Source organism: Kluyvera cryocrescens NBRC 102467 (assembly GCF_001571285.1).
GTDB classification, from domain to species: Bacteria; Pseudomonadota; Gammaproteobacteria; order Enterobacterales; family Enterobacteriaceae; genus Kluyvera; species Kluyvera cryocrescens.
The window spans coordinates 1-26,715 of record NZ_BCTM01000003.1 but is presented as its reverse complement, the minus strand read 5'-3'; the positions used below and the strand labels follow the sequence as shown (position 1 = coordinate 26,715).

At 54.0% G+C, this 26,715-nt stretch carries 25 protein-coding genes; 16 read left to right on the top strand and 9 right to left on the bottom strand.

Features of this window, described 5'->3' with window-relative positions; translation table 11 throughout:
• Nucleotides 1-211: 211 nt before the first annotated feature.
• Nucleotides 212-1,561: a cation:dicarboxylate symporter family transporter gene (locus KCR01S_RS02720; RefSeq protein WP_061279759.1), complete on the top strand. Its 1,350-nt coding sequence runs from the start codon at nucleotides 212-214 to the stop codon at nucleotides 1,559-1,561.
• Nucleotides 1,562-1,602: 41 nt separating this feature from the next.
• Here KCR01S_RS02720 and KCR01S_RS02715 read toward each other — a convergent pair whose 3' ends face one another.
• Entirely contained in the window at nucleotides 1,603-2,238 is a 636-nt protein-coding gene (locus KCR01S_RS02715; RefSeq protein ID WP_061279624.1) for a hypothetical protein, read from the bottom strand.
• 232 nt (nucleotides 2,239-2,470) lie between these two features.
• Here KCR01S_RS02715 and rstB point away from each other — a divergent pair, with 232 nt between their 5' ends.
• Both rstB and tus read left to right on the top strand, forming a co-directional pair.
• Nucleotides 2,471-3,772 (top strand): two-component system sensor histidine kinase RstB, encoded by a 1,302-nt coding sequence (rstB, locus tag KCR01S_RS02710; RefSeq protein ID WP_061279623.1) that lies wholly within the window; start codon nucleotides 2,471-2,473, stop codon nucleotides 3,770-3,772.
• Nucleotides 3,773-3,857: 85 nt separating this feature from the next.
• On the top strand, nucleotides 3,858-4,790 hold the full coding sequence (tus, locus tag KCR01S_RS02705; RefSeq protein WP_061279622.1) for a DNA replication terminus site-binding protein: 933 nt from the start codon (nucleotides 3,858-3,860) through the stop codon (nucleotides 4,788-4,790).
• Here tus and fumC read toward each other — a convergent pair.
• Both fumC and fumA read right to left on the bottom strand, forming a co-directional pair.
• The gene (fumC, locus tag KCR01S_RS02700; RefSeq protein WP_061279621.1) at nucleotides 4,787-6,190 is read right to left on the bottom strand and encodes a class II fumarate hydratase; all 1,404 of its coding nucleotides are present in this window, start codon (nucleotides 6,188-6,190) and stop codon (nucleotides 4,787-4,789) included. The two genes, tus and fumC, sit on opposite strands and share 4 nt — an antisense overlap.
• Nucleotides 6,191-6,415: 225 nt before the next feature.
• Entirely contained in the window at nucleotides 6,416-8,062 is a 1,647-nt protein-coding gene (gene fumA, locus KCR01S_RS02695; RefSeq protein WP_061279620.1) for a class I fumarate hydratase FumA, read from the bottom strand.
• A gap of 199 nt (nucleotides 8,063-8,261) precedes the next feature.
• Between fumA and manA the strand changes: the two genes are divergently transcribed.
• Together manA and KCR01S_RS02685 are read left to right on the top strand one after the other, a co-directional pair.
• Nucleotides 8,262-9,440: a mannose-6-phosphate isomerase gene (gene manA / locus KCR01S_RS02690; protein ID WP_061279619.1), complete on the top strand. Its 1,179-nt coding sequence runs from the start codon at nucleotides 8,262-8,264 to the stop codon at nucleotides 9,438-9,440.
• A 98-nt stretch (nucleotides 9,441-9,538) separates the two neighbouring features.
• Nucleotides 9,539-11,062 (top strand): YdgA family protein, encoded by a 1,524-nt coding sequence (locus tag KCR01S_RS02685; protein WP_061279618.1) that lies wholly within the window; start codon nucleotides 9,539-9,541, stop codon nucleotides 11,060-11,062.
• Between the two features lie 38 nt (nucleotides 11,063-11,100).
• On the opposite strand, the gene KCR01S_RS02680 is transcribed toward KCR01S_RS02685, so the two are convergent.
• The gene (locus tag KCR01S_RS02680; RefSeq protein WP_061279617.1) at nucleotides 11,101-12,129 is read right to left on the bottom strand and encodes a Mal regulon transcriptional regulator MalI; all 1,029 of its coding nucleotides are present in this window, start codon (nucleotides 12,127-12,129) and stop codon (nucleotides 11,101-11,103) included.
• A 176-nt stretch (nucleotides 12,130-12,305) separates the two neighbouring features.
• On the opposite strand from KCR01S_RS02680, the gene malX reads away from it, so the two are divergent.
• Together malX and KCR01S_RS02670 are read left to right on the top strand one after the other, a co-directional pair.
• Complete coding sequence (malX, locus tag KCR01S_RS02675) at nucleotides 12,306-13,898, top strand: maltose/glucose-specific PTS transporter subunit IIBC (RefSeq protein ID WP_061279616.1); 1,593 nt, start codon at nucleotides 12,306-12,308, stop codon at nucleotides 13,896-13,898.
• Nucleotides 13,899-13,963: 65 nt separating this feature from the next.
• Nucleotides 13,964-15,136 (top strand): MalY/PatB family protein, encoded by a 1,173-nt coding sequence (locus KCR01S_RS02670; protein WP_061279615.1) that lies wholly within the window; start codon nucleotides 13,964-13,966, stop codon nucleotides 15,134-15,136.
• A 55-nt stretch (nucleotides 15,137-15,191) separates the two neighbouring features.
• Here the strand turns inward: KCR01S_RS02670 and KCR01S_RS02665 are convergent, their stop codons facing one another.
• Entirely contained in the window at nucleotides 15,192-15,572 is a 381-nt protein-coding gene (locus KCR01S_RS02665) for a VOC family protein (protein ID WP_061279614.1), read from the bottom strand.
• 90 nt (nucleotides 15,573-15,662) lie between these two features.
• Entirely contained in the window at nucleotides 15,663-16,232 is a 570-nt protein-coding gene (locus tag KCR01S_RS02660; protein WP_072277070.1) for a TetR/AcrR family transcriptional regulator, read from the bottom strand.
• 96 nt (nucleotides 16,233-16,328) lie between these two features.
• Here KCR01S_RS02660 and KCR01S_RS02655 point away from each other — a divergent pair, with 96 nt between their 5' ends.
• On the top strand, nucleotides 16,329-16,796 hold the full coding sequence (locus KCR01S_RS02655; protein ID WP_061279612.1) for a nuclear transport factor 2 family protein: 468 nt from the start codon (nucleotides 16,329-16,331) through the stop codon (nucleotides 16,794-16,796).
• A 166-nt stretch (nucleotides 16,797-16,962) separates the two neighbouring features.
• On the opposite strand, the gene KCR01S_RS25045 is transcribed toward KCR01S_RS02655, so the two are convergent.
• Nucleotides 16,963-17,316: a hypothetical protein gene (locus KCR01S_RS25045; RefSeq protein ID WP_061279611.1), complete on the bottom strand. Its 354-nt coding sequence runs from the start codon at nucleotides 17,314-17,316 to the stop codon at nucleotides 16,963-16,965.
• A gap of 128 nt (nucleotides 17,317-17,444) precedes the next feature.
• On the bottom strand, nucleotides 17,445-18,437 hold the full coding sequence (locus KCR01S_RS02645) for a zinc-dependent alcohol dehydrogenase family protein (protein WP_061279610.1): 993 nt from the start codon (nucleotides 18,435-18,437) through the stop codon (nucleotides 17,445-17,447).
• 346 nt (nucleotides 18,438-18,783) lie between these two features.
• On the opposite strand from KCR01S_RS02645, the gene add reads away from it, so the two are divergent.
• Nucleotides 18,784-19,785 (top strand): adenosine deaminase, encoded by a 1,002-nt coding sequence (add, locus tag KCR01S_RS02640; protein ID WP_061279609.1) that lies wholly within the window; start codon nucleotides 18,784-18,786, stop codon nucleotides 19,783-19,785.
• A 49-nt stretch (nucleotides 19,786-19,834) separates the two neighbouring features.
• Here the strand turns inward: add and KCR01S_RS02635 are convergent, their stop codons facing one another.
• A complete protein-coding gene (locus KCR01S_RS02635; RefSeq protein ID WP_061279608.1) occupies nucleotides 19,835-20,875 on the bottom strand; it encodes an oxidoreductase in 1,041 nt (346 codons plus the stop codon).
• 236 nt (nucleotides 20,876-21,111) lie between these two features.
• On the opposite strand from KCR01S_RS02635, the gene blr reads away from it, so the two are divergent.
• From blr to rsxC, 7 genes are all read left to right on the top strand, one after another.
• Complete coding sequence (gene blr / locus KCR01S_RS02630; RefSeq protein ID WP_061279607.1) at nucleotides 21,112-21,255, top strand: division septum protein Blr; 144 nt, start codon at nucleotides 21,112-21,114, stop codon at nucleotides 21,253-21,255.
• A 116-nt stretch (nucleotides 21,256-21,371) separates the two neighbouring features.
• Nucleotides 21,372-22,742 (top strand): GH1 family beta-glucosidase, encoded by a 1,371-nt coding sequence (locus tag KCR01S_RS02625; RefSeq protein WP_061279606.1) that lies wholly within the window; start codon nucleotides 21,372-21,374, stop codon nucleotides 22,740-22,742.
• Between the two features lie 286 nt (nucleotides 22,743-23,028).
• A complete protein-coding gene (ydgT, locus tag KCR01S_RS02620) occupies nucleotides 23,029-23,244 on the top strand; it encodes a transcription modulator YdgT (protein WP_061279605.1) in 216 nt (71 codons plus the stop codon).
• Between the two features lie 81 nt (nucleotides 23,245-23,325).
• Nucleotides 23,326-23,766 carry a DUF2569 domain-containing protein gene (locus KCR01S_RS02615; protein WP_061279604.1) on the top strand — a complete coding sequence of 147 codons (441 nt, stop codon included), beginning with the start codon at nucleotides 23,326-23,328 and terminating at the stop codon, nucleotides 23,764-23,766.
• 77 nt (nucleotides 23,767-23,843) lie between these two features.
• Nucleotides 23,844-24,425 carry an electron transport complex subunit RsxA gene (rsxA, locus tag KCR01S_RS02610; protein ID WP_061279603.1) on the top strand — a complete coding sequence of 194 codons (582 nt, stop codon included), beginning with the start codon at nucleotides 23,844-23,846 and terminating at the stop codon, nucleotides 24,423-24,425.
• On the top strand, nucleotides 24,425-25,000 hold the full coding sequence (gene rsxB / locus KCR01S_RS02605; RefSeq protein ID WP_061279602.1) for an electron transport complex subunit RsxB: 576 nt from the start codon (nucleotides 24,425-24,427) through the stop codon (nucleotides 24,998-25,000). The genes rsxA and rsxB overlap by 1 nt, the downstream gene beginning before the upstream one ends.
• Nucleotides 24,993-26,715 (top strand): electron transport complex subunit RsxC (gene rsxC, locus KCR01S_RS02600; protein WP_061279601.1); only part of this gene is annotated, 1,723 nt, incomplete at its 3' end. The genes rsxB and rsxC, both read left to right, overlap by 8 nt.

Here is a 26,715-nt window from a genome sequence, read left to right as displayed (position 1 = left end):
TCGATAACAAGCTGCCGATTTTAATACCGCAACGCATTCCCCCTTCATCGCAATCAAAACAGCATAAAACCACGCATTTTGTATGACAAAACGGTGTTTTTATCTTTATAATCCGCCACGAACTCAAATCCATATCGGCTTTGAGGTTTATTTAATAGCAAACCACTCTTTCCGGCATTTCAGGTGCTGAATGGGGCAAGAGACTCACATTATGTTTATCACGCTTGCGTATATTGTGCTTTTTTTAATCTGCTCATGGGGCATTTTCAAAATAGATCAAAAAAGCCATTCGCTTTCCCGTGCTGTATTTATCGCCATTTTCATCGGCGCCATCATCGGCTTATCTCTGCATTTTATTGCCACCGACAGCAGCAAAATCGTCATTGATTGGTATAGCATTATTGGTAACGGCTACGTCAATTTATTGAAACTGGTCGCGGTGCCGCTGATCTTTATTTCCATTCTTTCCGCCATTAATAAACTCGAGAACAATGCCGGAATTGGCAAAATGTCGCTAACCATCGTCGCCTGTATGTTGGTTCTGGTGATGATTGCCGGTTTCGTCGGCCTGCTTACCGCTCATGTGATTGGCCTTGATGCCAGTGCCTTCGGCCATATGCAGTCAACGCTAACGACCGATGACGTGAGTAAAACCGCCGCCGTCTCACTGCCACAGCTTCTCACTTCGCTTATCCCAACCAATCTGTTCCTCGATCTGACGGGCGCACGCAGCGTGTCGGTTATTGGCATCGTTATCTTTACCCTGCTGGCCGGTGTCGCGCTGCTGAAGGTGAAAAAGGATGCGCCGGAAGAAGGGGCAAAACTGAGCGCCGGAATTAACGCGATTCAGATTTGGGTGATGAAGATGGTCCGCATCGTGATCGCACTGACGCCATACGGGGTCATGGCCTTAATGGCCAAAGTCTTCTCCACCTATCAGTTGGAACAATTTACCAGTCTGTTAGGCTTTATTGCCGCCTGCTACCTGGCGGTCGCCATGATGTTTATCGTCCATGCGATTTTACTCATCCTAACCGGCCATAATCCGCTGCAATACTACAAAACCGTATGGCCGGTCCTGACCTTTGCCTTTGTATCGCGCAGCAGCGCCGCGGCGATTCCACTGGCGATTACCGCACAGGAAAAATTCGGCGTTCCAGGCACTATTGCGAATATTGCGGCCTCTTTTGGTTCCAGCATGGGACAAAACGGCTGCGCGGGGATTTATCCGGCAATTATGGTGGCGATGATTGCGCCTACTATGGGGATCGATCCGCTATCCTTTACGTTCCTCGCTACGCTGCTGCCAGCGATTGCGCTGGGTTCGATTGGCGTGGCGGGAGTCGGCGGCGGCGGGACGTTTGCGGCGTTGATCGTACTATCCACCCTTAACTTTCCGGTGGCACTCGTGGGTATCTTCATCGCTATCGAGCCGATTGTTGATATGGCGCGTACCGCATTGAACGTGAATGGTTCGATGATGTCCGGGGTCATTGCCAGCCGGGTTCTGAAGCAGGAACAAGAATCGCCGGCGACGCCGGCCGACGTGACGCTCAATTAAACGTCGACGCCTCAGCGACCTGAACGCTGAGGCGTTTAATATTAATGACTGTGCTGATAACGTATTGGGAACAGCATTTCTGCCTTTTTATCCGCTTTCATAAAATAGAACGTCACGAAGAATAGCCCAACCATAAACGGTATTTCGTAGAGTTCTTCCATCAGCTCCGAATAATGCAGATCGCGCACCAACAGCGGCGCTAATAAACGGTGATGCTCTATGGTATCGGCGGCTAAAAACGTGACAACTGTTACTGCCATCAGCCACAGCGGAAACGTATCCTTGCGCATCCGACGGGCAATTTCTTTGCGTAACGCCGTAGACAACAAACTGAGCAGTAGCCCGCCAACCAGAATAACCGAAATAGTTTTAAATACGATATGTGGCGCATCCGGAAAATAGACGCGTCCCCAACTGGTGCTCCGACCTAACAGAACCAACCACCACAGTGCGGCCCACATCCAGAACTGTTTTTCACCCTCTGGCCTTGCCAATGGCCTGATATACCATACGGTAAACACCGCACCAAATAGCAGCCACAGTGCCTGGATGTTTTCAATCTGCGTGACGACCGCCCCGCCCAGCAGCGGAATATGCCAGTCAGCGACAAATGGAAATAGCGCTGACACCACAATCAGAACAATTACAGGAAGCGTAACGTGCGTATCTAATTTCATATGATAATAGCCACATTGAGAATCTGCCTATCATCATAAATTTTCAGGGTGATTAGCCATTAGCATTGCATGCGATCTTCTTAAGGTTATCTTAATGTTCGCATGAAATGTAAAACACCGATGCTATTTGGATGCGTTGTTGCATGCATATCTCTTTATTACCGTGTAATCTTATAAGCTTGCTCACCCTCGCAATGAACGTGCTAACGTATTGAACACTCGGTGAATTTTCATGAAAAAGCTGTTTGTACAGTTTTACCTGCTGCTGTTTGTCTGCTTCCTGGTCATGACTATGCTGGTCGGCCTCGTGTACAAGTTCACCGCCGAACGGGCAGGACGTCAGTCGCTCGACGATTTGATGAAAAGCTCGTTATATCTGATGCGCAGCGAACTGCGCGAAATACCGCCACGTAACTGGAGTAAAACCCTCAACGAGCTGGATTTGAACCTGTCGTTCGATCTGCGTATCGAGCCACTCAGTAAATTCCAGCTAGCAGAAAGCTCCATGCAGCACCTGCGCGCGGGCGATATCGTGGCGCTTGACGATCAGTACACCTTTATTCAGCGAATTCCGCGCAGTCACTATGTGCTGGCCGTCGGACCGATTCCCTATCTCTACTTTATGCATGAGATGCGGCTCTTAGATATTGCGCTGATGGCGTTTATTGCCATTTCGCTGGCCTTCCCGGTATTTATCTGGATGCGGCCTCATTGGCAGGATATGCTGCGCCTTGAAAGCGCGGCCCAGCGCTTTGGTGACGGCCATCTCGGTGAGCGCATTCACTTTGATAGCATGTCGAGCTTCGAACGCCTGGGCGTGGCGTTTAACCAGATGGCCGATAATATCAACGCCCTGATTGCCAGTAAGAAGCAATTGATCGATGGCATAGCCCATGAGCTACGAACCCCGCTGGTGCGCCTCCGCTATCGGCTGGAGATGAGCGAAAATCTGACCGAAGCGGAATCGCTGGCGCTCAATCGCGATATCGGCCAACTGGAAGCGCTGATTGAAGAACTGCTGACCTATGCCCGTCTCGACCGCCCGCAAACCGAGCTGTCGCTCACCACGCCTGACCTGCCCGGCTGGATTGCCGCCCACGTTGAAGATGTTCAATCGGTAAACCCGCAGCGCCAGGTAGTCATTGGCGAGATAACGCACGGTGATTTCGGCGCGCTGGATATGCGTCTGATGGAGCGCGTGCTGGACAATCTCATCAACAACGCCATGCGCTATAGCCAATCCAAAATTCAGGTGAGCCTGACTCTTAACGGCAGCCAGGCCTGCCTGCGAGTTGAAGATGACGGCCCGGGTATTGCGGAAAGTGAACGCGAACGGGTCTTCGAGCCGTTTGTCCGTCTCGATCCAAGCCGCGATCGCGCCACCGGCGGCTGCGGATTGGGGCTTGCCATCGTGCACTCTATCGCCGTGGCGATGGGCGGTCACGCCAGTTGCGAAAGCAGTTCGCTCGGCGGCGCCAGCTTCAGCCTGCAGTGGCCTATTTATCATCACATCTCCCTGCCCGCGGCTAGCTGACCGCGGTTTGCACAGAGTCCAATCCCGGCGTATAGTGAAAGCACAAACAGTATGTTGTAACTAATGTCACTCTCAAAGGATAACGATGGCCAGCTACGACCTTGTTGAACGGTTAACCGATACCTTTCGCCAGATTGAACGCAACATTGCCGCCCTGCGCGATGAGTTGAGCGACTGCCGTCTGCTGACTGCGCGAGTGTTTGAGCTACCTGAAGTCGATAAAAGCGCGGAACACGCGCCGATGTCACAGGTTAAGGTGGTGCAACATATTGGCCAGACGGCATTTACCCGCTCATTGCAACACTTCGGCCACCTGTTTATCCAGCAGCAGTCGGAAAACCGCAGCAGCAAAGCAGCAGTGCGGCTACCGGGGACAATTTGCTTACAGGCAAGCACGACACAACATGAGGCGCTAGCTGCCCGCGTCGAACTGATTAATACGCTGAAAGCGGAGCTGGAGAAAATCATTACCGTCGATTCCGGTCTGCCGCCAGTCGCTCGTTTTGAGTGGGTGCATCGCTATATTCCCGGCTTGATTACCCTGAATGCCTACCGTTCGCTGACCCTACTTTCCGATCCCAGCACCATTCGCTTTGGCTGGGCGAACAAACACATCATCAAAAATCTGACCCGCGATGAAGTGATGGCGCAACTGGAAAAAAGCCTGAAGTCGCCGCGCGCCGTGCCGCCATGGACCCGGGAGCAGTGGCAGCAAAAGCTGGAAAGAGAGTATCAGGATATCGCCGCCCTGCCGCAGAACTCCCGGTTGAAAATCAAGCGCCCGGTGAAGGTTCAGCCGATTGCGCGCGTGTGGTATGCAGGAGAGCAAAAACAGGTGCAGTACGCCTGCCCCGGGCCGCTGATTGCGGTGTTGTCCGGCAGAAACGACGTGAGCGTGCCGGATCTTGGCGAACTGCTGAACTACGATGCCGATAACGTTCAGCATCGGCATAAACCGCAGGCGCAGCCGCTGCAGTTGATTATCCCGCGGCTGCACCTGTGGTTAGCGACCGATTAAGCGCCGCTTATCTGGCTACCCACCATTTCCTGCGGGCGAACCCAGCGGTCAAACTCATCGGCGCTCAGGTAACCCAGCGCCAGGGCAGCATTTTTCAACGTCAGCCCTTCTTTGTGCGCCTTTTTGGCAATTTCAGCCGCTTTATCGTAGCCGATATGGGTGTTGAGTGCAGTCACCAGCATCAACGACTCATTGAGCAGTTGATCGATGCGTTCGCGGTTGGGTTCAATGCCTATCGCACAGTGCTCGTTAAAGCTCTCCATGCCATCTGCCAGCAGGCGAACGGATTGCAGCACGTTATGAATCACCATTGGGCGGAAGACGTTAAGCTCGAAGTTTCCGGAGGCGCCGCCCATATTCACCGCGACATCATTGCCCATCACCTGGCAGCAGAGCATGGTCATCGCTTCGCACTGCGTTGGGTTCACTTTGCCCGGCATGATTGACGACCCTGGTTCGTTTTCCGGGATCGACAGTTCACCGATACCGCAGCGCGGGCCGGACGCCAGCCAGCGCACGTCATTGGCGATTTTCATCAGCGATGCCGCCAACCCTTTTAACGCGCCGTGGGCGTGCACCAGCGCATCGCAGGTCGCCAGCGCTTCAAATTTATTCGGTGCCGTGATGAACGGTTGCTGGGTAATGGTCGCCAGCTCCTGCGCCACGCGGACCGCATATTCCGGGTGGGTGTTCAGACCGGTCCCCACCGCCGTGCCACCCAGCGCCAGCTCACTGAGATGCGGCAGGCTTTGTTCAAGGTGTCGACGGTTATGCTCGAGCATCGCTACCCAGCCGGAGAACTCCTGGCCCAGCGTCAGCGGCGTGGCATCCTGAAGATGGGTGCGGCCAATTTTGACGATATCGCGGAAACTCTCAGACTTCTGACGCAGCGTCTCCTGCAAAACCGCCAGCTGCGGCAGCAACTGTTCACGCACCGCAATCACCGCCGCCACATGCATCGCGGTAGGGAACACATCGTTAGAACTTTGGCTTTTATTGACGTCATCATTCGGATGCACCAACCGCGACATGCCGCGCTCGCCGCCCAGCAGCTCGCTGGCGCGGTTGGCCAATACCTCGTTCATGTTCATGTTGCTCTGGGTACCGGAGCCGGTTTGCCAGATAGCTAACGGGAATTCGTCCGGATGCTGGTTATTCAATACCTCATCAGCCGCGGCGATGATCGCCCCGGCTTTATCGGCCTTCAGCAGGCCTAAATCCTGGTTTACCTTTGCCGCCGCGCGCTTGGTAAGCGCAAGGGCGTGGATCAGCGAAAGCGGCATTTTCTCGGTGGAGATCCGAAAATGCTCCAGCGAGCGCTGGGTTTGCGCCCCCCACAGTTTATCGGCCGGAACCTCAATCGGGCCCATAGAATCGCTTTCGCAGCGTGACGTTGTCATTACCTTCTCCTTGAATTCAAAGTGATTGTGAAGTGACATTGCTCAGGCAAACTTGGGTAAGTATGGTACAAATAAAAACCGCCACGAGGGGTAACAACCGTACACTTGAGCAAGGCGATTAGGGGAAACGCCGGGATTGGGTTCCCGGAGGGACACCAAACCCGGTGGTCGCCCCGGGTATCTCAATCTCAAACTAGCGGTTGCCCCCATGGGGCGGTTAAAAGATTACTTCACGCAGCGGTCGCACTGTGACGACTGGATCTGCTGGAAGAAGTCATTGCCTTTGTCATCCACCAGGATAAACGCCGGGAAGTCTTCCACTTCAATTTTCCAGATAGCTTCCATCCCCAATTCAGGGTATTCCACACACTCCAGGCTCTTAATACTGCTTTGCGCCAGTACCGCCGCTGGACCACCGATGCTGCCGAGGTAGAAACCGCCGTGTTTATGGCAGGCGTCGGTGACCTGCTGGCTGCGGTTGCCCTTGGCCAGCATGATCATGCTACCGCCTTCGGATTGCAGCTGATCCACGTACGAGTCCATACGCCCTGCGGTAGTCGGGCCCAGCGAACCGGAGGCATAGCCTTCAGGCGTTTTTGCTGGCCCCGCGTAGTAGATCGGGTGATCTTTAATGTACTGCGGCAGCCCTTCACCTTTGTCCATCCGCTCTTTGAGCTTGGCGTGAGCAATATCACGGCCGACAATAATCGTGCCGCTCAGCGATAGACGCGTGGAAACCGGATACTGAGAAAGCTGTTTGAGGATCTCACTCATTGGGCGGTTGAGGTCGACCTTCACCGCCTCACCCTCGCCGGCTTTACGCAGCGATTCGGGAATGTACTTGCCTGGGTTGTTTTCCAGTTTTTCAATCCAGATACCGTGACGGTTGATTTTGGCTTTGATGTTACGGTCAGCGGAACAGGAAACCCCCATCCCCACCGGGCAGGATGCGCCGTGACGAGGCAGACGCACTACGCGGATATCGTGGGCAAAGTACTTGCCGCCGAACTGCGCACCAAGACCCAGGTTCTGCGCCTCTTCCAGCAACTCTTTTTCCAGTTGGGTATCGCGGAATGCCTGGCCGTGCTCATTACCTTCGGTTGGCAGACCGTCGTAATATTTGGTGGACGCCAGCTTCACGGTTTTCAGCGTTGCTTCCGCTGAAGTACCGCCAATCACAAACGCGATGTGATATGGCGGACAGGCCGCAGTGCCCAGGGTTCGCATCTTCTCGACCAGATAGTTTTTCAGTTTCGCCGGGGTGATCAGCGCTTTGGTTTCCTGGTAGAGATAGGTTTTGTTCGCCGAACCGCCGCCTTTGGCGATACACAGGAACTTATACTCGTCGCCGTCCACGCTGTAGAGGTCGATCTGCGCCGGTAGGTTGGTGCCGGTATTGACCTCTTTGTACATGTCCAGCGGAGCGTTTTGCGAGTAGCGCAGGTTGTCTTCGATAAAGGTATCGTAGACGCCGCGCGCCAATGCCGCTTCATCGCCACCACCGGTCCACACGCGCTGGCCTTTTTTGCCCATGATGATGGCGGTACCGGTATCCTGGCAGGTCGGCAAAATGCCTTTCGCGGCGATATCGGAGTTGCGCAGGAATTGCAGCGCCACGTACTTATCGTTTTCGCTGGCTTCCGGGTCATTGAGAATATCAGCCACCTGCTGCTGGTGCGCGGGGCGGAGCATAAAGGAGGCGTCGTGGAAGGCGTGTTTGGCGAGAAGCGTCAGCGCTTGCGGGGCAACTTTGAGGACTTCCTGCCCTTCAAACTCAGCGACGGAAACGTAGTCGTTGCTCAACAGATAGTATTCGGTTTCATCCTTTTTTAACGGAAAAGGATCCTGATAGTAAAAAGGTTTATTCGACATTGTGCTCTCACTTACTGCTTTGATGATGTTATGAAGGGCGAACTTCCCATTTGCCCATGTAAAAGCGAGTTACCCTATCGTACACAATTTTTTAACAAAAACTGAGACTAGTACGACTTTTTATTTCTCCCGCATACGCCAGTGCGTTTTTTTGCTTTAATACGTCGCAAAGAATCCACATTTAAAACAGGGCTTGATAATGCAAAAACTCATCAACTCAGTGCAAAACTACGGCTGGGGCAGCAAAACTGCGTTAACGGAACTCTACGGAATGGCCAATCCTGATGGTCTGCCAATGGCAGAACTGTGGATGGGCGCGCACCCTAAGAGCAGCTCACGAGTACTGGATAGCCATGGCAAGGAGCAGTCGCTGCGCGACGTTATCGATGCCGACAAAACGACGCTGTTAGGTAAAAAAGTCGCCGAGCGTTTTGGCGAATTGCCGTATTTGTTCAAAGTCCTTTGCGCGGCTCAACCGCTCTCTATTCAGGTGCATCCGAGCAAAAAAGCGGCGGAAGTCGGTTTTGCTAAAGAAAACGCCGCCGGTATCCCGCTGGACGCGGCCGAGCGCAACTATAAAGATCCTAACCACAAGCCGGAGCTGGTTTTCGCCCTGACCCCATTCCTGGCGATGAACGCCTTCCGTGAATTCAGCGAAATCACTGCGCTGCTGGCCCCGGTTGCCGATGCCAACCCCGCCATCGGGCAATTTATCGCCGAACCGACCAGCGAGCGTCTGAGTGCCCTATTCGCTGGTCTGCTCAATATGCAGGGTGACGAAAAAGCCCATGCACTGCGCGTGCTGCGTGCCGCTCTCGAAACGCAAACCGGACCTGCCTGGGATGGCATCCGCCTGATCGCCGAGTTCTATCCAGACGACAGCGGCCTGTTCTCCCCGCTGCTGCTCAACGTGGTGCAGCTAAACCCGGGTGACGCCATGTTCCTGTTCGCTGAAACGCCGCACGCCTATCTGCGCGGTACCGGCCTGGAAGTCATGGCAAACTCCGATAACGTGCTGCGCGCCGGGTTAACGCCGAAATACATCGACATCCCTGAACTGGTGGCGAACGTTCAATTCACCGCGAAACCGGCAAACACGCTATTAACCCAGCCAGAAAAACACGGTGAGACACTGGACTTCCCGATCCCGGTAGACGATTTTGCATTCTCCCTGCATAACCTAAGCGCCAGCGCTACTGAACTGGCCCAGGATGGCGCGGCGATTGTCTTCTGCCTGGAAGGTGAATCCGTGATTCATAAAAACGGCCAGACGCTGGCGTTAAAACCGGGCGAATCGGCCTTTGTTGCCGCCGACGAATCACCGGTAGAGGTCAGCGGTAGCGGTCGTTTAGCGCGCGTTTATAATAAGTTGAAGTAATTACTGAAGTTTCAGGACAGGCTTGCTACTCTTTTGCATAGCCTTATGACTCGACCGGGCGGCTTCTCCGCCTGGTTTCATTTTTATGGATATATACGATGAAAAAAACGCTGGTTGCCGCAGGTGTCATTGTTGCTTTAGGGGTTGTCTGGACGGGTGGAGCCTGGTACACGGGCAAACAGCTGGAAACTCACATCGCAGAAATGGTGTCGCAGGCCAATACCCAACTTAAGCTGACGGCGCCAGAAGCCGGTCTCGAGGTGAGCTATCAGGATTATCAGCGCGGCGTATTCAGCAGCCAGCTGAAAATGGTGGTTAAACCGCTGGCAGGTGCCGAAAAATCCTGGTTGAAACCGGGACAAAGCGTGCTGCTGGATGAAACCGTCAGCCACGGCCCTTTCCCGCTGGCGTCGCTGAAAAACCTTAACCTTGCGCCGGCTATGGCGTCAGTAAACTCAGTGCTGGTGAACAACGACGTCACTAAACCGCTGTTTGATATCGCAAAAGGCCAATCGCCATTTGATATCAATACCCGCATTAGCTACAACGGCGATACCGAATCCGCCATCTCGCTTAAGCCGCTGGATTACGAAAAAGACACCGACAAAGTCACCTTTAGCGGCGGTGATTTTACGCTGTCAGCCGATAACCAGGGTAGCCTGGTATCCTTGACCGGCGAAGCCAAAAGCGGTCAAGTGAATGCGGTGAATGAATATGGTCAGAAAGTCCAGTTCACCTTCAATGACCTGAAAACCGATGGCTCCAGCAGCCTGACCGCTTTTGACGAGCGCGTGGGCGATCAGACGCTGAATCTGGAGCGTCTGGCTATTGCCGTAGAAGGCAAAGACCTGGCTGAGATTAACGGCATGCGCATTGCCGGTAAGTCTGAACTGACCGCGGATAAGAAGAAAATCAACAGCCAGCTCGACTATTCGATCAACAGCCTGAAGCTGCAAAATCAGGACTTCGGTAGCGGCCAGTTGACGTTTAAAGTCGACGGCATTGACGGCGTGGCAATGCACCAGTTTAGCCAGCAGTATCAGGCGAAAACGCAGGCGCTGCTCGCCGACCCGGCGCTGACGCAGAACCCAGATCTCTATCAGCAGAAAGCCGTGGATGCCCTGTTCAGTTCTCTGCCGCTGCTGATGAAAGGTGATCCAGTTGTGACACTGTCACCTCTTAGCTGGAAAAATACCAAGGGTGAGAGCGCATTGAACCTGTCGCTGGCGCTGAAAGACCCGGCTCTGGCCACCGGTGAAGCACAAACCCTGGCTCAGCAGGTCGATCGCGGCGTGAAATCGCTGGATGCCAAATTAACCATTCCTATGGAAATGGCGACCGAACTGATGACGCAGGTTGCGCGTCTGGAAGGTTATCAGCAGGAAGATGCCAGCAAGCTGGCTAAACAGCAGGTTCAAGGACTGGCGGCCATGGGCCAGATGTTCCGTCTGACCACCACCCAGGACAACGCCATCAATAGCAGCCTGCAATACGCCGACGGTCAGGTCACGCTGAACGGGCAGAAAATGTCGCTGGAAGAGCTGGTTGGCATGTTTGGTATGCCAGGGCTCACCGAGCCGGGCGAACCGGCGGCGGTTCCAGCACCGGCCCCCGTGCAGTAAGCGGTATCATCCCAAGAGCGCCTCACGAGGCGCTTTTTTTATTTCCGCGCCAATAAGCGCGGCGGCATGATCAAATTGCGAATGCTGCCCTGCACGTTATCTATGCGCTGCAGAATGCGTTCGGCGACGCTTTGCCCCATCTCCCTGGCCGGTGTCGTCACCCAGGTCAGCGGCAGATCGTCCAGCGCGTTCTCCGCCACGTCGGCAAAGGCCGCCAGCGCAACGCGCTGCTCATAGTAGCTCTCGACGCTATCCTCGCCGCTTTGAATCCCGGCGCGCATCAGGCCAAACCATGCCCCCATCGCAATGACGCTGTTGTAGCACAGCACGGCAGAGATGGTCGGATTATGGCGTAGCAGCCCCGCGATAGCTTCTGCGGCCTGCTTCTGACTGGACTCGCACTCCAGCACCCATTCGCTATGAAACGGTAAACCATACTTAATCAGCGTCGAACAGTAGCCACCCACCCGCTCCGCGCGGGTCAGCGATGAACTTTTACCGCCAAGCCAGGCAATTCGCTGATGGCCGCGGCGTATCAGATGTTCGGTCACCAATTGTGCCGCCTGCATATTATCGGGGCGGATAATATCGACTTCATCGAGATAGCTGGCGCGGGAAGCAAAGACCAGCGGCGTCTCGGTTTCCGCCGCTTTCGCCCGCAATTCCGCCGCCTGATCGACCGAGCCGGCAATCACCACGCCATCGACCCCTTGCGACACCAGCGTCTCAAAGCGTTGCAGCATCTGTTCACCGCGTTTGCCGCCCTGGGTCAGGAACACCATTTTGCCTTCGGACTCAAGCGCCGCGGTCATACCGGCCGTCAATTCCGCATAAAATGGCGACGAGAGATCGCCGACAATCAGGCCAATGACGCCCGTTTGCCCACCGCGTAATGATACCGCCTGGCGGTTACGCACAAACCCCAGTTGATCGATAGCCTGATAAACCCGTTCACCCGTTGCCGATGAAATTCGTCCCTTGCCGCTTAGCACCAAAGAGACGGTGCTAACGGATACACCGGCCGCCAGTGCGACATCATTAATGGTGACTTTCTTTGCAATCGCCATGTCTCCTGCGCGACTCCTTTTACTCATTCGCTAAAACGTTTTATCAATAGGGGTACTTTATAAACTGTATTATCACTTGCTTTTGTGATTTGTTTCTCACTAAAAAATGATAAAACGTTTTATCTTCCTGTCCCGTGATTATCAGAAACCCTTTTTCAGGACTAAGGAGTCGTTTCATGACGGCGAGAACCGCACCAAAATTCACCCTCTGGGAATTTTTCCAGCAGTTGGGTAAAACGTTTATGCTTCCGGTTGCTCTGCTCTCGTTTTGCGGGATCATGCTCGGGATCGGCAGTTCATTAAGCAGCCACGATGTTCTCACCCTGCTGCCGTGGCTGGATAAGCCGTTCCTGCAAGCGCTGTTCATCTGGATGAGCAAAGTTGGCTCGTTCGCCTTTAGCTTCCTGCCGGTGATGTTCTGTATCGCTATCCCTCTGGGTCTGGCGCGTGACAACAAAGGCGTGGCCGCCTTTGCCGGTTTCGTTGGCTATGCGGTAATGAACCTGGCCGTTAACTTCTGGCTGACCGCGAAAGGCATCCTGCCGACCACCGATGCCGCCATTCTGAAAGCTAACAATATTCAGAACATCCTCGGTATTCAGTCTATCGACACCGGGATTTTAGGCGCAGTCATCGCCGGCATCATCGTCTGGCTGCTGCACGAGCGCTTCAACACCATTCGTCTGCCGGACGCGCTGGCCTTTTTTGGCGGTACCCGCTTCGTCCCGATTATCACCACCGTAGTGTTAGGACTGGTAGGTCTGGTTATCCCTCTGGTGTGGCCGATCTTCGCAATGGGGATCAACGCGCTGGGCCATGTTATCAACAGCGCCGGTGATTTCGGCCCGATGATCTTTGGTACCGGCGAGCGTCTGCTGCTGCCGTTTGGTCTGCACCACATCCTGGTCGCGCTGATCCGCTTCACCGAAGCCGGCGGTACCATGGACGTTTGTGGACATAGCGTCAGCGGTGCATTGACCATCTTCCAGGCGCAGCTGAGCTGTCCAACTACCCACGGCTTCTCTGAAAGCGCAACCCGCTTCCTGTCACAGGGCAAAATGCCGGCGTTCCTCGGCGGCCTGCCGGGTGCGGCACTGGCGATGTACCACTGTGCTCGCCCGGAAAACCGCCATAAAATTAAAGGTCTGTTGATTTCCGGCGTCATTGCCTGCGTTATCGGTGGCACCACAGAACCTCTGGAATTCCTGTTCCTGTTCGTGGCACCGGTGCTGTACGTGATTCACGCGCTGTTGACCGGCCTGGGCTTCACCATGATGGCGATCCTCGGCGTGACCATTGGGAATACCGACGGCAACATCATCGACTTTGTGGTCTTCGGGATCCTGCACGGTCTGTCGACCAAGTGGTATCTGGTCCCGGTTGTGGCTGCGGTTTGGTTTGCGGTTTACTATGCGATTTTCCGCTTCGCTATCGTTCGCTTTAACATTAAAACGCCGGGTCGCGATGTGGATACTACGCCGGCTGCTGACCACGCCACCAGCGGCGTTACCGGTAAATCGGGCTACAATGTTCCGGCCATTCTGGCGGCGCTTGGAGGGGCTGAGAATATCGTCTCCCTCGACAACTGCATCACCCGTCTGCGTCTGTCGGTTCACGACATGAGTAAAGTTGATGAAGCGGTGCTGAAAGCGAATCGCGCCATCGGCGTGGTGAAACTCAACCAGCATAACCTGCAGGTGGTGATTGGCCCACAGGTACAGTCAGTGAAAGACGAAATGTCGGTCCTAATGAACACCGTTAGCGCCTGATCCCTTTGCCCCTGTGAAAAACAGGGGCAAAATAGCCCCCATCTTCTCTTCGCTAGGAACTTCACATGTTTGACTTTGCAACGGTGATTGACCGACACGGCACCTGGTGCACCCAATGGGATTACGTCGCTGACCGATTTGGTGACGCCGACCTGCTGCCCTTTACTATTTCAGATATGGATTTTGCCACCGCGCCCTGCATTCTCGACGCTCTGAGCAAACGCCTTTCCCACGGTGTGTTTGGCTACAGCCGCTGGAAAAACGACGAATTCTTACCCGCGATTGCCCACTGGTTCGCCCACCGTTTTCATACCCCGATTGATACCAATAGCATCGTTTACGGACCTTCTGTCATTTATATGGTTGCCGAGATGATTCGCCAGTGGTCCGCGCCGGGCGATGGTATCGTGGTTCACACGCCAGCCTACAACGCATTCTTTAAAACCATTGAAGGCAATCAGCGGCAGATTGTCGGCGTGCCGCTGGAGAAACAAGATGGCCAGTGGTTCTGCGATATGGACAGGCTGGAAGCCGCGCTTTCCCAGCCGCAGAACAGCGTGCTGCTGCTGTGCAGCCCGCAAAACCCAACCGGCAAAGTATGGACCCGTGACGAACTGGAAACCATGGCGGCGCTGTGCGCAAAACACAACGTACGAGTCATTAGCGACGAAATCCATATGGATATGACCTGGAATGGGCACTCGCACATTCCCTGGTGCGACGTAGCGCAGGGGCCGTGGGCGCTGTTTACTTCCGGCTCCAAGAGCTTCAACATTCCGGCCTTCACCGGCGCCTATGGCTTAATCGCCGACGCCGGCGCACGCGATAGCTATCTCAATGCGCTCAAAGGGCGTGATGGCCTCTCTTCACCGTCGGTTCCCGCTCTGGTGGCCCACATTGCGGCCTATCAACACGGTGAAGCGTGGCTGGATGCGCTGCGCGATTATCTACAGGCTAATATGCGCTATATCGAAGAGACGCTGAACGCAGCGTTTCCCGCGCTGGAATGGCAACGTCCGCAGGCCACCTATCTGGCATGGATCGATTTACGCCCGCTGAACATCGACGACCGACAATTACAGGATGTGCTGATTAAACAGCAAAAAGTGGCGATCATGCCCGGCTACACCTACGGCGAAGAAGGTAACGGCTTTATTCGTCTGAATGCGGGCTGCCCGCGGGTGAAGCTGGAAGACGGTGTCAACCGCCTGATTGCGGCCATTCGCACCCTGCAATAATCTGCCTACGGCGCAGCGCTGGCCGGTGCTGCGTCGTCTGACACTTCCCAATACCTCAACGCACGGGCCATGACTGGTTTTGCACCACCACGCGATAACCGTCGCCATCAATAAACGTCCGTCCCTTGATATCCCAATAAGGGTTAAAGGCGGCGACGGGGCTAAAACCGGCGGCCGTCATATGATCGCAAACCTGCCGCCAGTGTGTGACATCGGGGTAGTAAAGCACCAGCATATCGTCATCCGTTGGCGATGGTGCGATTGGATGATGATGACAAAGCGTAAATTCAAGGTGCCAACTGAGCCGTTCGTTCCCGACCATCACACCGCTAAAGCCCTGATGATCCCTGAAATCGGCAATTCTCTGCAAACCCAACCCCTGGCAGTACATCTGGCAGGTTTTCTCAAGATCGGTAACGGGTCTGGCAATGCGCATATGACTTAACAAAGCGCGACTCCTGTGAAATCAAATATGAAGACACTGTAGCGCAGCGGCGGATGGATATTTGTCGGAAAGGGCTTTTCGCTACTCCCCGATCATTGCAGCCACAATGGCTCGTAGTTGTTGTTTCACCGTCAAAACATCAACCCCCATCTGTGCATGCATAATCGCGCCGTCAAGGGCCACGACCAGCATTGCGATAAGCGTCCGATCTTCAATACCCCAGGTGTGCGCCAACACATCGGCTACGGCGGCTTTATGCGCCCGGGTCACGGGCATAATCTCCGGCAGCGCTTCCCCCATCTCCGCCGTCGCGTTTAAAAATGCACAACCGCGAAAATCAGGGTTCTCCCACCAGTCTGCCATGGCGTTCGCCAGCGCGTCGGCGGGCGAACGCCCATCAGCATGGTGCTGCTTGATGCTTTGCGAAAATCTGTTTAACCAGCGGGTATGGCGATACTCCAGGTAGGCAAGGATCAGATCGTTTTTGCTGGGAAAATGCCGATAAAAGGTCACTTTCGTTACGCGAGCTTGCGCAATGATTTTATCGATACCGGTTGCTCGGATCCCGTGTCGATAAAACAGTTCATGCGCCGAAAGTAGAATTTTTTCGCGTGCGCTGGTTGCCTGCTGGCCCCTATCCACTCTTTCCATCACCTTGTTTTTCACCGTTGACAATGCCCTTATGGCGGATTAGGTTAACGCAGGTAGACAGACCTGTCTACCTGCGTTAACCATGAGGATTATCTAATGAGCATTCGCCCACCGCTGCCGCCTTTTACCCGTGAGAGCGCCATGGAAAAAGTACGCCTCGCCGAGGATGGTTGGAATAGCCGTAACCCGGAAAAAGTCGCCCTTGCTTATTCTCCTGATACCTATTGGCGTAACCGCGCCGAATTTGTTCACGGCCGCGATGCGGCACAGGCCTTCCTGCAACGAAAATGGCAGAAAGAGCATGAATATCGCTTAATCAAAGAGCTGTGGGCGTTTGAGGGACATCGCATTGCGGTTCGCTATGCCTACGAATGGCACGATGACAGCGGCAATTGGTTCCGCTCGTATGGTAACGAAAACTGGGAGTTTGCCGATGATGGGCTGATGCAGCGCCGCTTTGCTTGTATTAACGATCTGCCCATTAGCGCCTCGGAGCGCCTTTTTCACTGGCCTCAGGGTCGGCGACCGGACGACCATCCAGGATTAACCGAACTGGGGCTGTAAACAACATTGAGGTGATGTGGGGTTTTTCTCCACATCACGGTGTCAAATACCGACGCTATCCACATTTGCAGTCGGCGTGAAACCTGCCATCCTTTTGCTATCTCATCCCTAATTAACGACCTAAAACTGTTTAATGCCAACAACCTACAAAATGAGCTGCTCCCGCTCAGCCCTGTTTGTGCTGCTGAGCAGCCTGCTTAGCGGCTGCGTCTTCACGCGCGTCTCTGACGATGCGTTCGCCCGTGAAGTAAATAACCTGCACGTGACGGGAATGAGTCTGCATGCTGCCGTCATGGAAATGAATCGTCAGGGGTATAGGTGTAGCGCCGACAGTGCACGCCTCACAAAGGTTGCACTCGACGCAAATAACGCGCGTTTTTTCAAGCAACTGGAATGTAGCAAACAGAGCATGGAGGCATTTTGCCCGCAAATTCGTAATGTGGTTCTCAATGCCGATCCCGACAGTGATAAGGTGATTAGGGTGGGAAAAAATATCACCCAGCGAGGCTGCTTTTAACATCGAGCATCACCTGCTTCGCGCACGATGAAGCGACCAAGCGTGGCCGCCGAATTTCCCGGCAGCCATCGACTTTCGTTAAGCGGAAATCTCCGTTATTGCCGGATATCTCACGCGCATGTGGAGCGAACTCATGCCACGGTAACGACGATTTTCCCGACCTGCCCGTTAGCTTCCATATAACGATGGGCCTCGGCAATGTCCTCAAGCCGGAAGGTTTTATCAATTACCGGCCGCAGTTTTCCTGAACGCAGACCTGCTGCCACAAAGGATTTGGCGCGCGCCATTTTTTCGGCATCGGTCGTGATCTCGAACAGTTCATAGCCGCGCAGCGTGAGATGTTTCCCCAGAATGTCGAATACCGGCACCTGCATATCACGACTATCCAGAGCGCCGTACTGGAAATACATCCCCTGCGGCGCCATGACCTGCGTCAGCTTTGCCACGTCCGGGCCACCGACAGGATCAAAAACAAGATGGACACCTTCCCCCTTCGTCGCTTGCGTGATTTCAGCCACCATATCCTGCTCTGAGGTGGCGATAACCGCGGCAGCGCCGGCTTTCAGCAGTAGCGCGTGTTTGTCGTGCGTACGCGTTAACGCAATCGGGCGAGCCCCCAGCATATTGGCTATTTGAATGGCAGCCAGCCCCACGCTGCTTGATGCTGCGCGGATAACCACGTTTTGCCCCGCTTGCAGATTGCCATACTCAACCAAGGCGCCATAAGCTGTAATGAACATCATCCAGCTCGCAGCTGCCTGTTCGAAAGAGAGGTTTTGTGGATGTTTGACCACGGCGTGTACCGGCGCATTAACCCGCTCACCGTACATGCCATATTGGTTGAACATGAACGACGGGATGACGCTAACCCGGTCGCCTTCGGAAAAACCGTCTACATTGCTGCCTACCGCTGCAATCACGCCTGCAGCTTCATAGCCAAGACGCGCCGGGAATACGGGCTCAATGACATACTGACCGCTACGGTACATAATTTCTGCGCGATTAAGTCCTAGCGCCTGCACCCGAATCTGCACTTCATCAGCCGCTGGAGCCGCTACCGGTAGGTCAACAATTTCCAGCACTTCTGGACCGCCGGTGCGATTAAACGTAACCACTTTAGACATACCCAATACCTCATCAGTTAGCGGCGCGCCTTTACATTGACATGGATGGCGCGCCCAATTCATCTGCGAGCAATTTACGGGGTTGTTTACGGTGGAAAAATAGTTCTAAAAGAACTTCAGTGTTACTAAATCAGTAACAATCGGCGGATTTCTCCCCGAGCTGAGGATGATTTTTTGCTGCGGATTTGTGATTCGACGCTAAAAAATAAACTGCTGTAATCCCCTGATACAGCAACCAAATCCCTGTATATCCGTAATTTTTTCAATACTTTTAATCAAATAAGGCGCTATGTTATAATGGTTTGCACTTTAACTAAAAACCTTCAACAAAAAACAGAGTGCACCCATGATTGATACTAACCTGCCTTTAACCGACGTCCATCGCCACCTTGATGGCAATATTCGCGCCCAAACCATTCTGGACCTTGGCCACCAGTACAATCTCGCGCTCCCTGCTACGACGCTCGAAACGCTGATCCCGCACGTACAGGTCACCAGCAATGAACCCGATTTGGTCAGTTTTCTCAGCAAACTGGATTGGGGCGTTAAGGTGCTGGCCTCATTGGATGCCTGCCGCCGCGTTGCCTATGAAAATATCGAAGATGCTGCCCGCAATGGCCTGCATTACGTTGAGCTGCGTTTTTCTCCACGCTATATGGCGATGACGCACCAATTGCCGGTTGCTGGCGTAGTCGAAGCGGTGATCGCCGGTGTAAACGAAGGGTGTAAAGCATTTCACGTTGAAGCACGTCTGATTGGCATCATGAGCCGGACCTTCGGTGAAGCTGCCTGTGAGGAAGAACTTAACGCACTGCTGGCCCACCGCGACGGTATCACCGCACTGGATCTGGCCGGCGATGAGCTGGGCTTCCCGGGACATCTGTTCCTGAACCATTTTACCCGCGCGCGCGACGCCGGCTGGCGCATCACCGTGCACGCGGGCGAAGCCGCGGGCCCGGAAAGCATCTGGCAGGCCATCCGCGATCTTGGCGCTGAACGTATCGGTCACGGGGTAAAAGCGGTGCAGGATCCGACATTGATGGATTATCTGGCAGAAAAACGTATCGGGATTGAATCCTGCCTGACGTCTAACATTCAAACCAGCACCGTGCCATCTCTGGCGCTGCACCCGCTGAAAATCTTCCTCGAACACGGCGTGCTGGCAAGCCTCAACACCGATGATCCGGCCGTACAGGGTATCGATATTCAGCACGAGTACCATGTTGCGGCGCCGGCTGCCGGCTTGAGCCCGCAGCAGATCCGCCAGGCGCAGATCAACGGCCTGGAGATGGCCTTCCTGAGCGATTCAGAGAAGCAGGCGTTAAAGGCTCGCGTCCTGCGCGGATAAAAAAAATCCCGGCAGCGCGTGTCTGCCGGGATTTCACCTTTTCAGGTCATCAGACCAAATTCAGCGCCGCGCGATGCTTCGCCGATTCAATTCCCAGCTCAATCAGTTCCATAATCTGAATCGCCTGGCCTGCCGGCACGGGGTTTTCACCCATACCATTTAGCGCATCGCGGATCCCTGCATAGTAGGCGGGATAGTTGCCAGGTAGCGTCAGCCAGTTCTCTTCGACGCGCGTTTCCCCTTCCACCGTGGTCAAAATACCGTCACGCATATCATAGCCCCAGTCCGCTTGCGGCAAGCGTTCGCCGCTCTTCAGCCTGTCTTCCTGGGGGTCGAGACCAAATTTGACGTAGCTCGCCTGCGTTCCGTGCACGATGTAACGCGCGGTTTCTGCAGCCGCCAGCAGCGTTCCGTGCAATACCACGCGGCGCTGTGGGTAGGTCAGTACCGCGTGGAAATAGTCAGTCGCCTGCGCGCCAGGACGCAGTTGGCCGAGATCGACGTTGATACTGTGCGGCAAGCCAAACAAATTTACCGTCTGGTCCAGGAGATGTGAACCTAAGTCATACCAGATGCCGCTGCCCAGCCCCGGCAGTTCGCGCCAGCGTGCGCGGACCTGTGGGCGATAGCGGTCAAAATGCGATTCGAAATAGGCAACGTCACCCAGTTTGCCTTCATTAATCAGCGCTTTAACCGTCAGGAAGTCGCTATCCCAACGGCGGTTATGGAACACCGACAGCAGCTTGCCCTGCTGTTTCGCCAGCGTATCCAGCTCGCGCGCTTGTGACAGTGTCACGGTAAACGGTTTATCCACCACCACGTTCTTCCCGGCTTCCAGTGCGGCCTTAGCCAACGGGAAATGGGTATCGTTCGGCGTTGGAATTACAATCAGATCGATTTCAGGGTCGGCAAACAGTGCGTTAGGATCAGAGACAACCGTCACCGCAGGCCAATCAGCATGAACCTTGCTGGCATCACTGCTGGAAACGACTGCCAGCTCCATACCCGGTGTGCCGCTGATGAGCGGCGCATGAAACGTCTTACTGGCAAAGCCATAACCCACGAGTCCGACTCGGATTTGGTCACTCATAATGCAGCCTCATTCTTCGTTTTATGCGGTTAAAACCATTTTGTAATCGATTTCTTATTTGACCTTATCTCACAATTTCATACAACAGTTTAATAACATTATCCGCTTTTCGGAGGCGAGGTGATGAAAAAAACATCAGTTGTCGAATCGTTTCGGCTGAAAACTTGCGTTGTGGAAAAAGCAGGCTAAGATCTTGCTCCTGCACTATTTTATCAATGGACTGTTAGCTAAATTTCATGACTTCCGTAATGAATCGTATCGTTGAGCTTTTTGGCTGGGTTATTTTGGGCTTTTCCGTTCTGCTGCTGGTTGTCGCGCACCATATCGATAACTATCAGTCACCCGAACCGGCAGCCACCGCCGCGCTGCAGAAAAAGTAGCGTTATCACGAAAAAAAGTGATTCGGATCCCATCTGTGCAACCGGTTTCTGAAACCGGTTGCACGTCTTAATAGCCCTCTTTACACTCCCCTTATCACACAGATAAGGAGTGTTATATGTCTGCTTTTCCCCCGAATTTTTTATGGGGTGCTGCCACCGCGGCGTACCAGGTTGAAGGTGCATATAATGAAGATGGCAAAGGCCCGTCGATATGGGATATCTTTTCCCACCAGCCAGGAACAACCTATCAAGGAACCAACGGTGACGTTGCCGTCGATCACTATCATCGCGTAAAAGAAGATGTTCAGCTGATGGCCGAAATGGGCCTGCAAAGCTACCGTTTTTCAATTTCCTGGCCTCGCCTGCTGCCCAACGGCCGCGGCGAAGTGAATGAAGCCGGGATCCAGTTTTACAGCGACCTCATTGATGACCTGCTGGCGCATAATATTGAGCCGATGATTACGCTTTATCACTGGGATCTGCCGCAGGCGCTGCAGGATGAAGGCGGTTGGGAAGCCCGTTCGACCGCAGAAGCATTCGAAGAGTACGCCCGTCTGTGCTATGCCCGCTTTGGTTCACGGGTGAAGAAATGGGCCACCTTTAATGAAACCATCGTTTTCATTGGTCACGGTTATATTACTGGCAACCACCCACCGTCAGTGCGTAACCCGGCACGCGCCATTCAGGCCTGTCACCATGTCTTTATTGCGCATGCACTCGCCGTTAAGGCCTTTCGCGGTATGCAAATCAACGGTGAAATTGGCTTTGTGAACGTGCTGCAACCCCACTCTCCGCTGACTCAGAGCCAGGAAGACAAAACGGCCAGCGATCTGGCCGATGCTATTCACACCCACTGGTTCTACGATCCCGTTCTGAAAGGACGTTATCCTGACGAACTGCTCGCGCAGTCTCAGGCGCTGTGGGGCGTGCCGCGTTTTGCGCCGGGCGATGATGAACTGCTGCGTAAAAACCGCTGTGATTTTATCGGTCTAAACTACTATCGTCGTGAAACGGTTTCGGCCCAGCCGCCGGCTGAAAAAGTCAGCGGTGAACAAGGCGTTGAAGGGTTGTTCTACTTCGTGCGTAACCCGGAAAGTACCTACACCGAATGGGGCTGGGAAATTTGGCCACAGGGCCTGACCGATGGGATTATGATGATTAAAGATCGCTACGGCGATATTCCTATCTACATCACTGAGAACGGTCTCGGGGCGGTTGACCCCATTATCGATGGTGAGGTCGTTGACGACCCGCGCATTGATTTCCTGCGTATGCACATCGATGCGCTGGAAAATGCTATTGCGCTAGGCGCCGACGTTCGTGGCTATTATCCGTGGTCGTTCATCGATTTGTTAAGCTGGCTGAACGGTTACAAAAAGCAGTACGGCTTCGTGTATGTTGATCATCAGAAAAACCTCGCGCGCCAGCGTAAGAAAAGTTTCTTCTGGTATCAGGACGTCATTGCCAGCCGCGGCGAAAATCGTTAGTCCCCTTCTCTCATCTGGGCGCCATGCGGCGTCCAGACGCTTGAAAGCCCGCTAATTTCGGGGTGAAATCAATAAGCACAATTTCTGTTATTGAAATTCATTCGTATAAAACAAATAATCCAGGATATCCCGTTGAGATTTAGCCTAACAGGCTAAATGCACAATCAAACGGATGCCAATAATCACATTGGCGATAAAAACTGAAACCACCGCATCGTTTTCCCGATATTCTCTCGGCTGAAAAGCGATTTCTGGTGGCATTAACATTATAAATGGATACCCACAAATGACCGTTCTGGATTATTTATTAAAATTCCGCAAAGTCAATTCGCTTGAGACACTTGAAAAACTTTATGATCACCTTAACTATTCGCTCACCAGCACCGAAGAATTGATCAATATGTATCGCGCCGCAGACCACCGTCGCGCTGAACTGGTATCCGGCGGACGTCTGTACGATGTGGGCCAGGTACCGAAATCCGTTTGGCGTTTCGTGCAATAAGGGTTTTCTCCTCAGCGCCAGTTGCTTATACTCCACGGCCTGTAATTTACCTCATCACTGGCGCTGATTTTGGGAGACACAATGTCAGATATTTCTGCAGAGCGTATTGGCGGATGGCTGCTTGGCCCATTGGCCTGGTTAATCGTTCAGTTAATAAGCATCAGCGTTACTCTGGTTAAATTCACCTACGTTCTGTTCTCACCGCAAACTCTGGCGCTGTTAAAAGACCTGGGGACGTCGAACGTCGCCCTGTTAGGGCTGTCGTTCATCTCTTTTGTCGCGATGTGGTATTACACCATGTGGCTGACGGTGGCTTTCTTTAAGCGACGCAGCAATGTGCCGAAGCACTACATTATTTGGCTGATGGTCGGCGTAATTCTGGCGGTTAAAGCGTTTGCCTTCTCACCGATTGCTGACGATCTGGCCGTACGCCAGCTGCTGCTTCCGCTGTTGGCGGCCGCGCTTATCGTTCCTTATTTCAAGCGTTCAACGCGGGTAAAACGCACGTTTACACGCGCTTAATAACCCCACACTTAGCCTGTTGTCGCTGACGACACTTTGTCAGATAATAGGTGGCTTTTTTCGTTACAGGTCAAATGATGGCTGACTATTTATTGCTCTTTATCGGTACTGTGCTGGTCAACAACTTCGTGCTGGTGAAGTTCCTGGGCCTGTGCCCGTTTATGGGGGTTTCCAAAAAACTGGAAACTGCTATGGGGATGGGGCTGGCGACGACGTTTGTTATGACGCTTGCCTCCATCTGCGCTTGGCTCATCGATACCTGGATCCTCATTCCGCTGGATTTAATCTACCTGCGCACATTGGCCTTTATTCTGGTCATCGCCGTGGTGGTTCAGTTCACCGAAATGGTGGTGCGTAAAACCAGCCCCGCACTGTACCGTCTGCTCGGTATCTTTCTGCCGCTCATCACCACTAACTGCGCCGTACTCGGCGTGGCGTTATTGAACATCAACCTCGGGCATAATTTCCTGCAGTCAGCGCTGTACGGCTTTTCCGCCGCCGTTGGCTTCTCATTGGTGATGGTGCTGTTTGCCTCAATCCGCGAGCGTTTGGTGGTTTCCGATGTCCCCGCGCCCTTTCGCGGCAACGCGATTGCATTGATTACCGCAGGTTTAATGTCATTAGCCTTTATGGGCTTTAGTGGGCTGGTGAAGTTGTAATGATGACCTTCTGGATTGCTGTCGCTGCAATCAGCCTGTTGGGGCTGATTTTTGGCGTCATTCTCGGCTATGCCTCACGCCGTTTCGCGGTGGAGGATGACCCTGTTGTCGAAAAGATTGATGAATTACTGCCGCAGAGCCAGTGTGGCCAATGCGGTTACCCCGGCTGTCGCCCTTACGCCGAGGCGGTAAGCAACGGCGAAAAAATTAACTGCTGCGCCCCAGGCGGCGAAGCGGTGATGTTAAAAATTGCCGAACTGCTGAACGTCGATCCTCAGCCGATTGATGCCGATGAATCCGCTGCAGAACCCGCGCGTATGCTCGCCATCATCGATGAAGCCAATTGTATCGGCTGTACCAAGTGCATTCAGGCCTGCCCGGTAGATGCTATCGTTGGCGCGACGCGCGCGATGCATACGGTGATGAGCGATCTGTGCACGGGCTGTAACCTGTGCGTGGCCCCCTGCCCGACACAGTGCATTGAATTACGCCCGGTCGAGACCACCACCGACAGTTGGAAATGGGATTTGCACACAATCCCGGTACGAATTATTCCTGTGGAACAACATGTTTAAGCTATTCTCCGCGTTCAGAAAAGACAAAATCTGGGATTTTGACGGTGGCATTCATCCGCCGGAAATGAAAACACAGTCGAACGGGACGCCTTTGCGTCAGATCCCGCTCGCCCAGCGTTTTGTTATTCCACTGAAGCAGCATATTGGTGCCGAAGGCGAACTCAGCGTTCAGCCAGGCGATCGCGTGCTACGCGGACAACCTCTCACCCGTGGCTGGGGCAAAATGCTGCCGGTTCATGCGCCAACGTCCGGAACCGTAGTGGCAATTGAGCCACACGCTACCGCCCACCCTTCTGCGCTACCGGAAATGAGCGTCATTATCGACGCTGACGGTGAAGATCGCTGGACGACTCGCGACGGCTGGAGTGATTACAAAAATCGCAGCCGCGAAGAGCTTATCGAACGAATTCATCAGTTTGGCGTTGCCGGTTTAGGGGGCGCGGGCTTCCCGACCGGGACCAAGCTGCGCGGCGGTGGCGACAAAATTGAGACGTTGATTATTAACGCCGCCGAGTGTGAGCCCTATATCACCGCCGACGATCGCCTGATGCAGGATTGCGCCGCACAAATTCTTGAAGGTATTCAGATCCTCGCGCATATCCTGCAGCCACAGCAGGTGCTTATTGGTATTGAGGATAACAAACCGCAGGCGATTTCAATGATGCGTGCGGTGCTGGCGGACCAGCACCATATTCATCTGCGGGTTATCCCCACCAAGTATCCGTCCGGCGGCGCTAAACAGCTCACGCAAATTCTGACCGGTAAACAGGTTCCGCACGGCGGCCGCTCGTCGGATATCGGCGTGTTGATGCAAAACGTTGGCACAGCCTATGCGGTTAAACGCGCCATTATCGACGGCGAGCCGCTCACCGAGCGCGTCGTGACGTTAACGGGCGAGTCCGTTGGCCAACCTGGCAACGTCTGGGCGCGGCTGGGCACCCCCGTTCAGCATCTGTTAAAGCACGCGGATTTTTGTCCTTCCAGCGACCAGATGGTCATCATGGGCGGCCCGCTGATGGGCTTCACCCTGCCCTGGCTTGACGTTCCGGTAGTCAAAATCACAAACTGCCTGCTGGCGCCCTCGCCTGCCGAAATGGGTGAGCCGGAAGAAGAAAAAGGCTGCATACGCTGTAGCGCCTGTGCCGATGCTTGTCCGGCGGATCTGTTACCACAGCAGCTGTACTGGTTTAGCAAAGGCCAGCAGCATGATAAAGCGACCGCTCATAATCTTTCTGACTGCATAGAATGCGGCGCCTGCGCCTGGGTGTGCCCAAGCAGCATTCCGCTGGTGCAGTATTTCCGCCAAGAAAAAGCGGAGATCAACGAAATCCGTCTTGAGGAACAGCGAGCAGCGGAAGCCAAAGCGCGCTTTGAAGCGCGTCAGTTGCGTCTCGAACGTGAAAAAGCAGCCCGCGAAGAACGCCATAAAAAGGCCGCAGTACAGCCAACCGCGAAAGATCAGGATGCCATTCATGCCGCTTTGGCGCGCGTGAAGGAAAAACAGCAGCAGGCAACGCAGCCAATTGTTATCCAATCCGGCTCTCTGCCAGATAACAGCGCCGTCGCCGCCGCACGTGAAGCACGTAAAGCGCAGGCCCGTGCAGCACAGGCAGAAAAACAGCAGCACGTCGCCGAAACGCTTTCGACTGAAGCCACCGACCCGCGTAAGGCCGCCGTTGAAGCCGCTATCGCACGTGCCAAAGCACGTAAAGCCG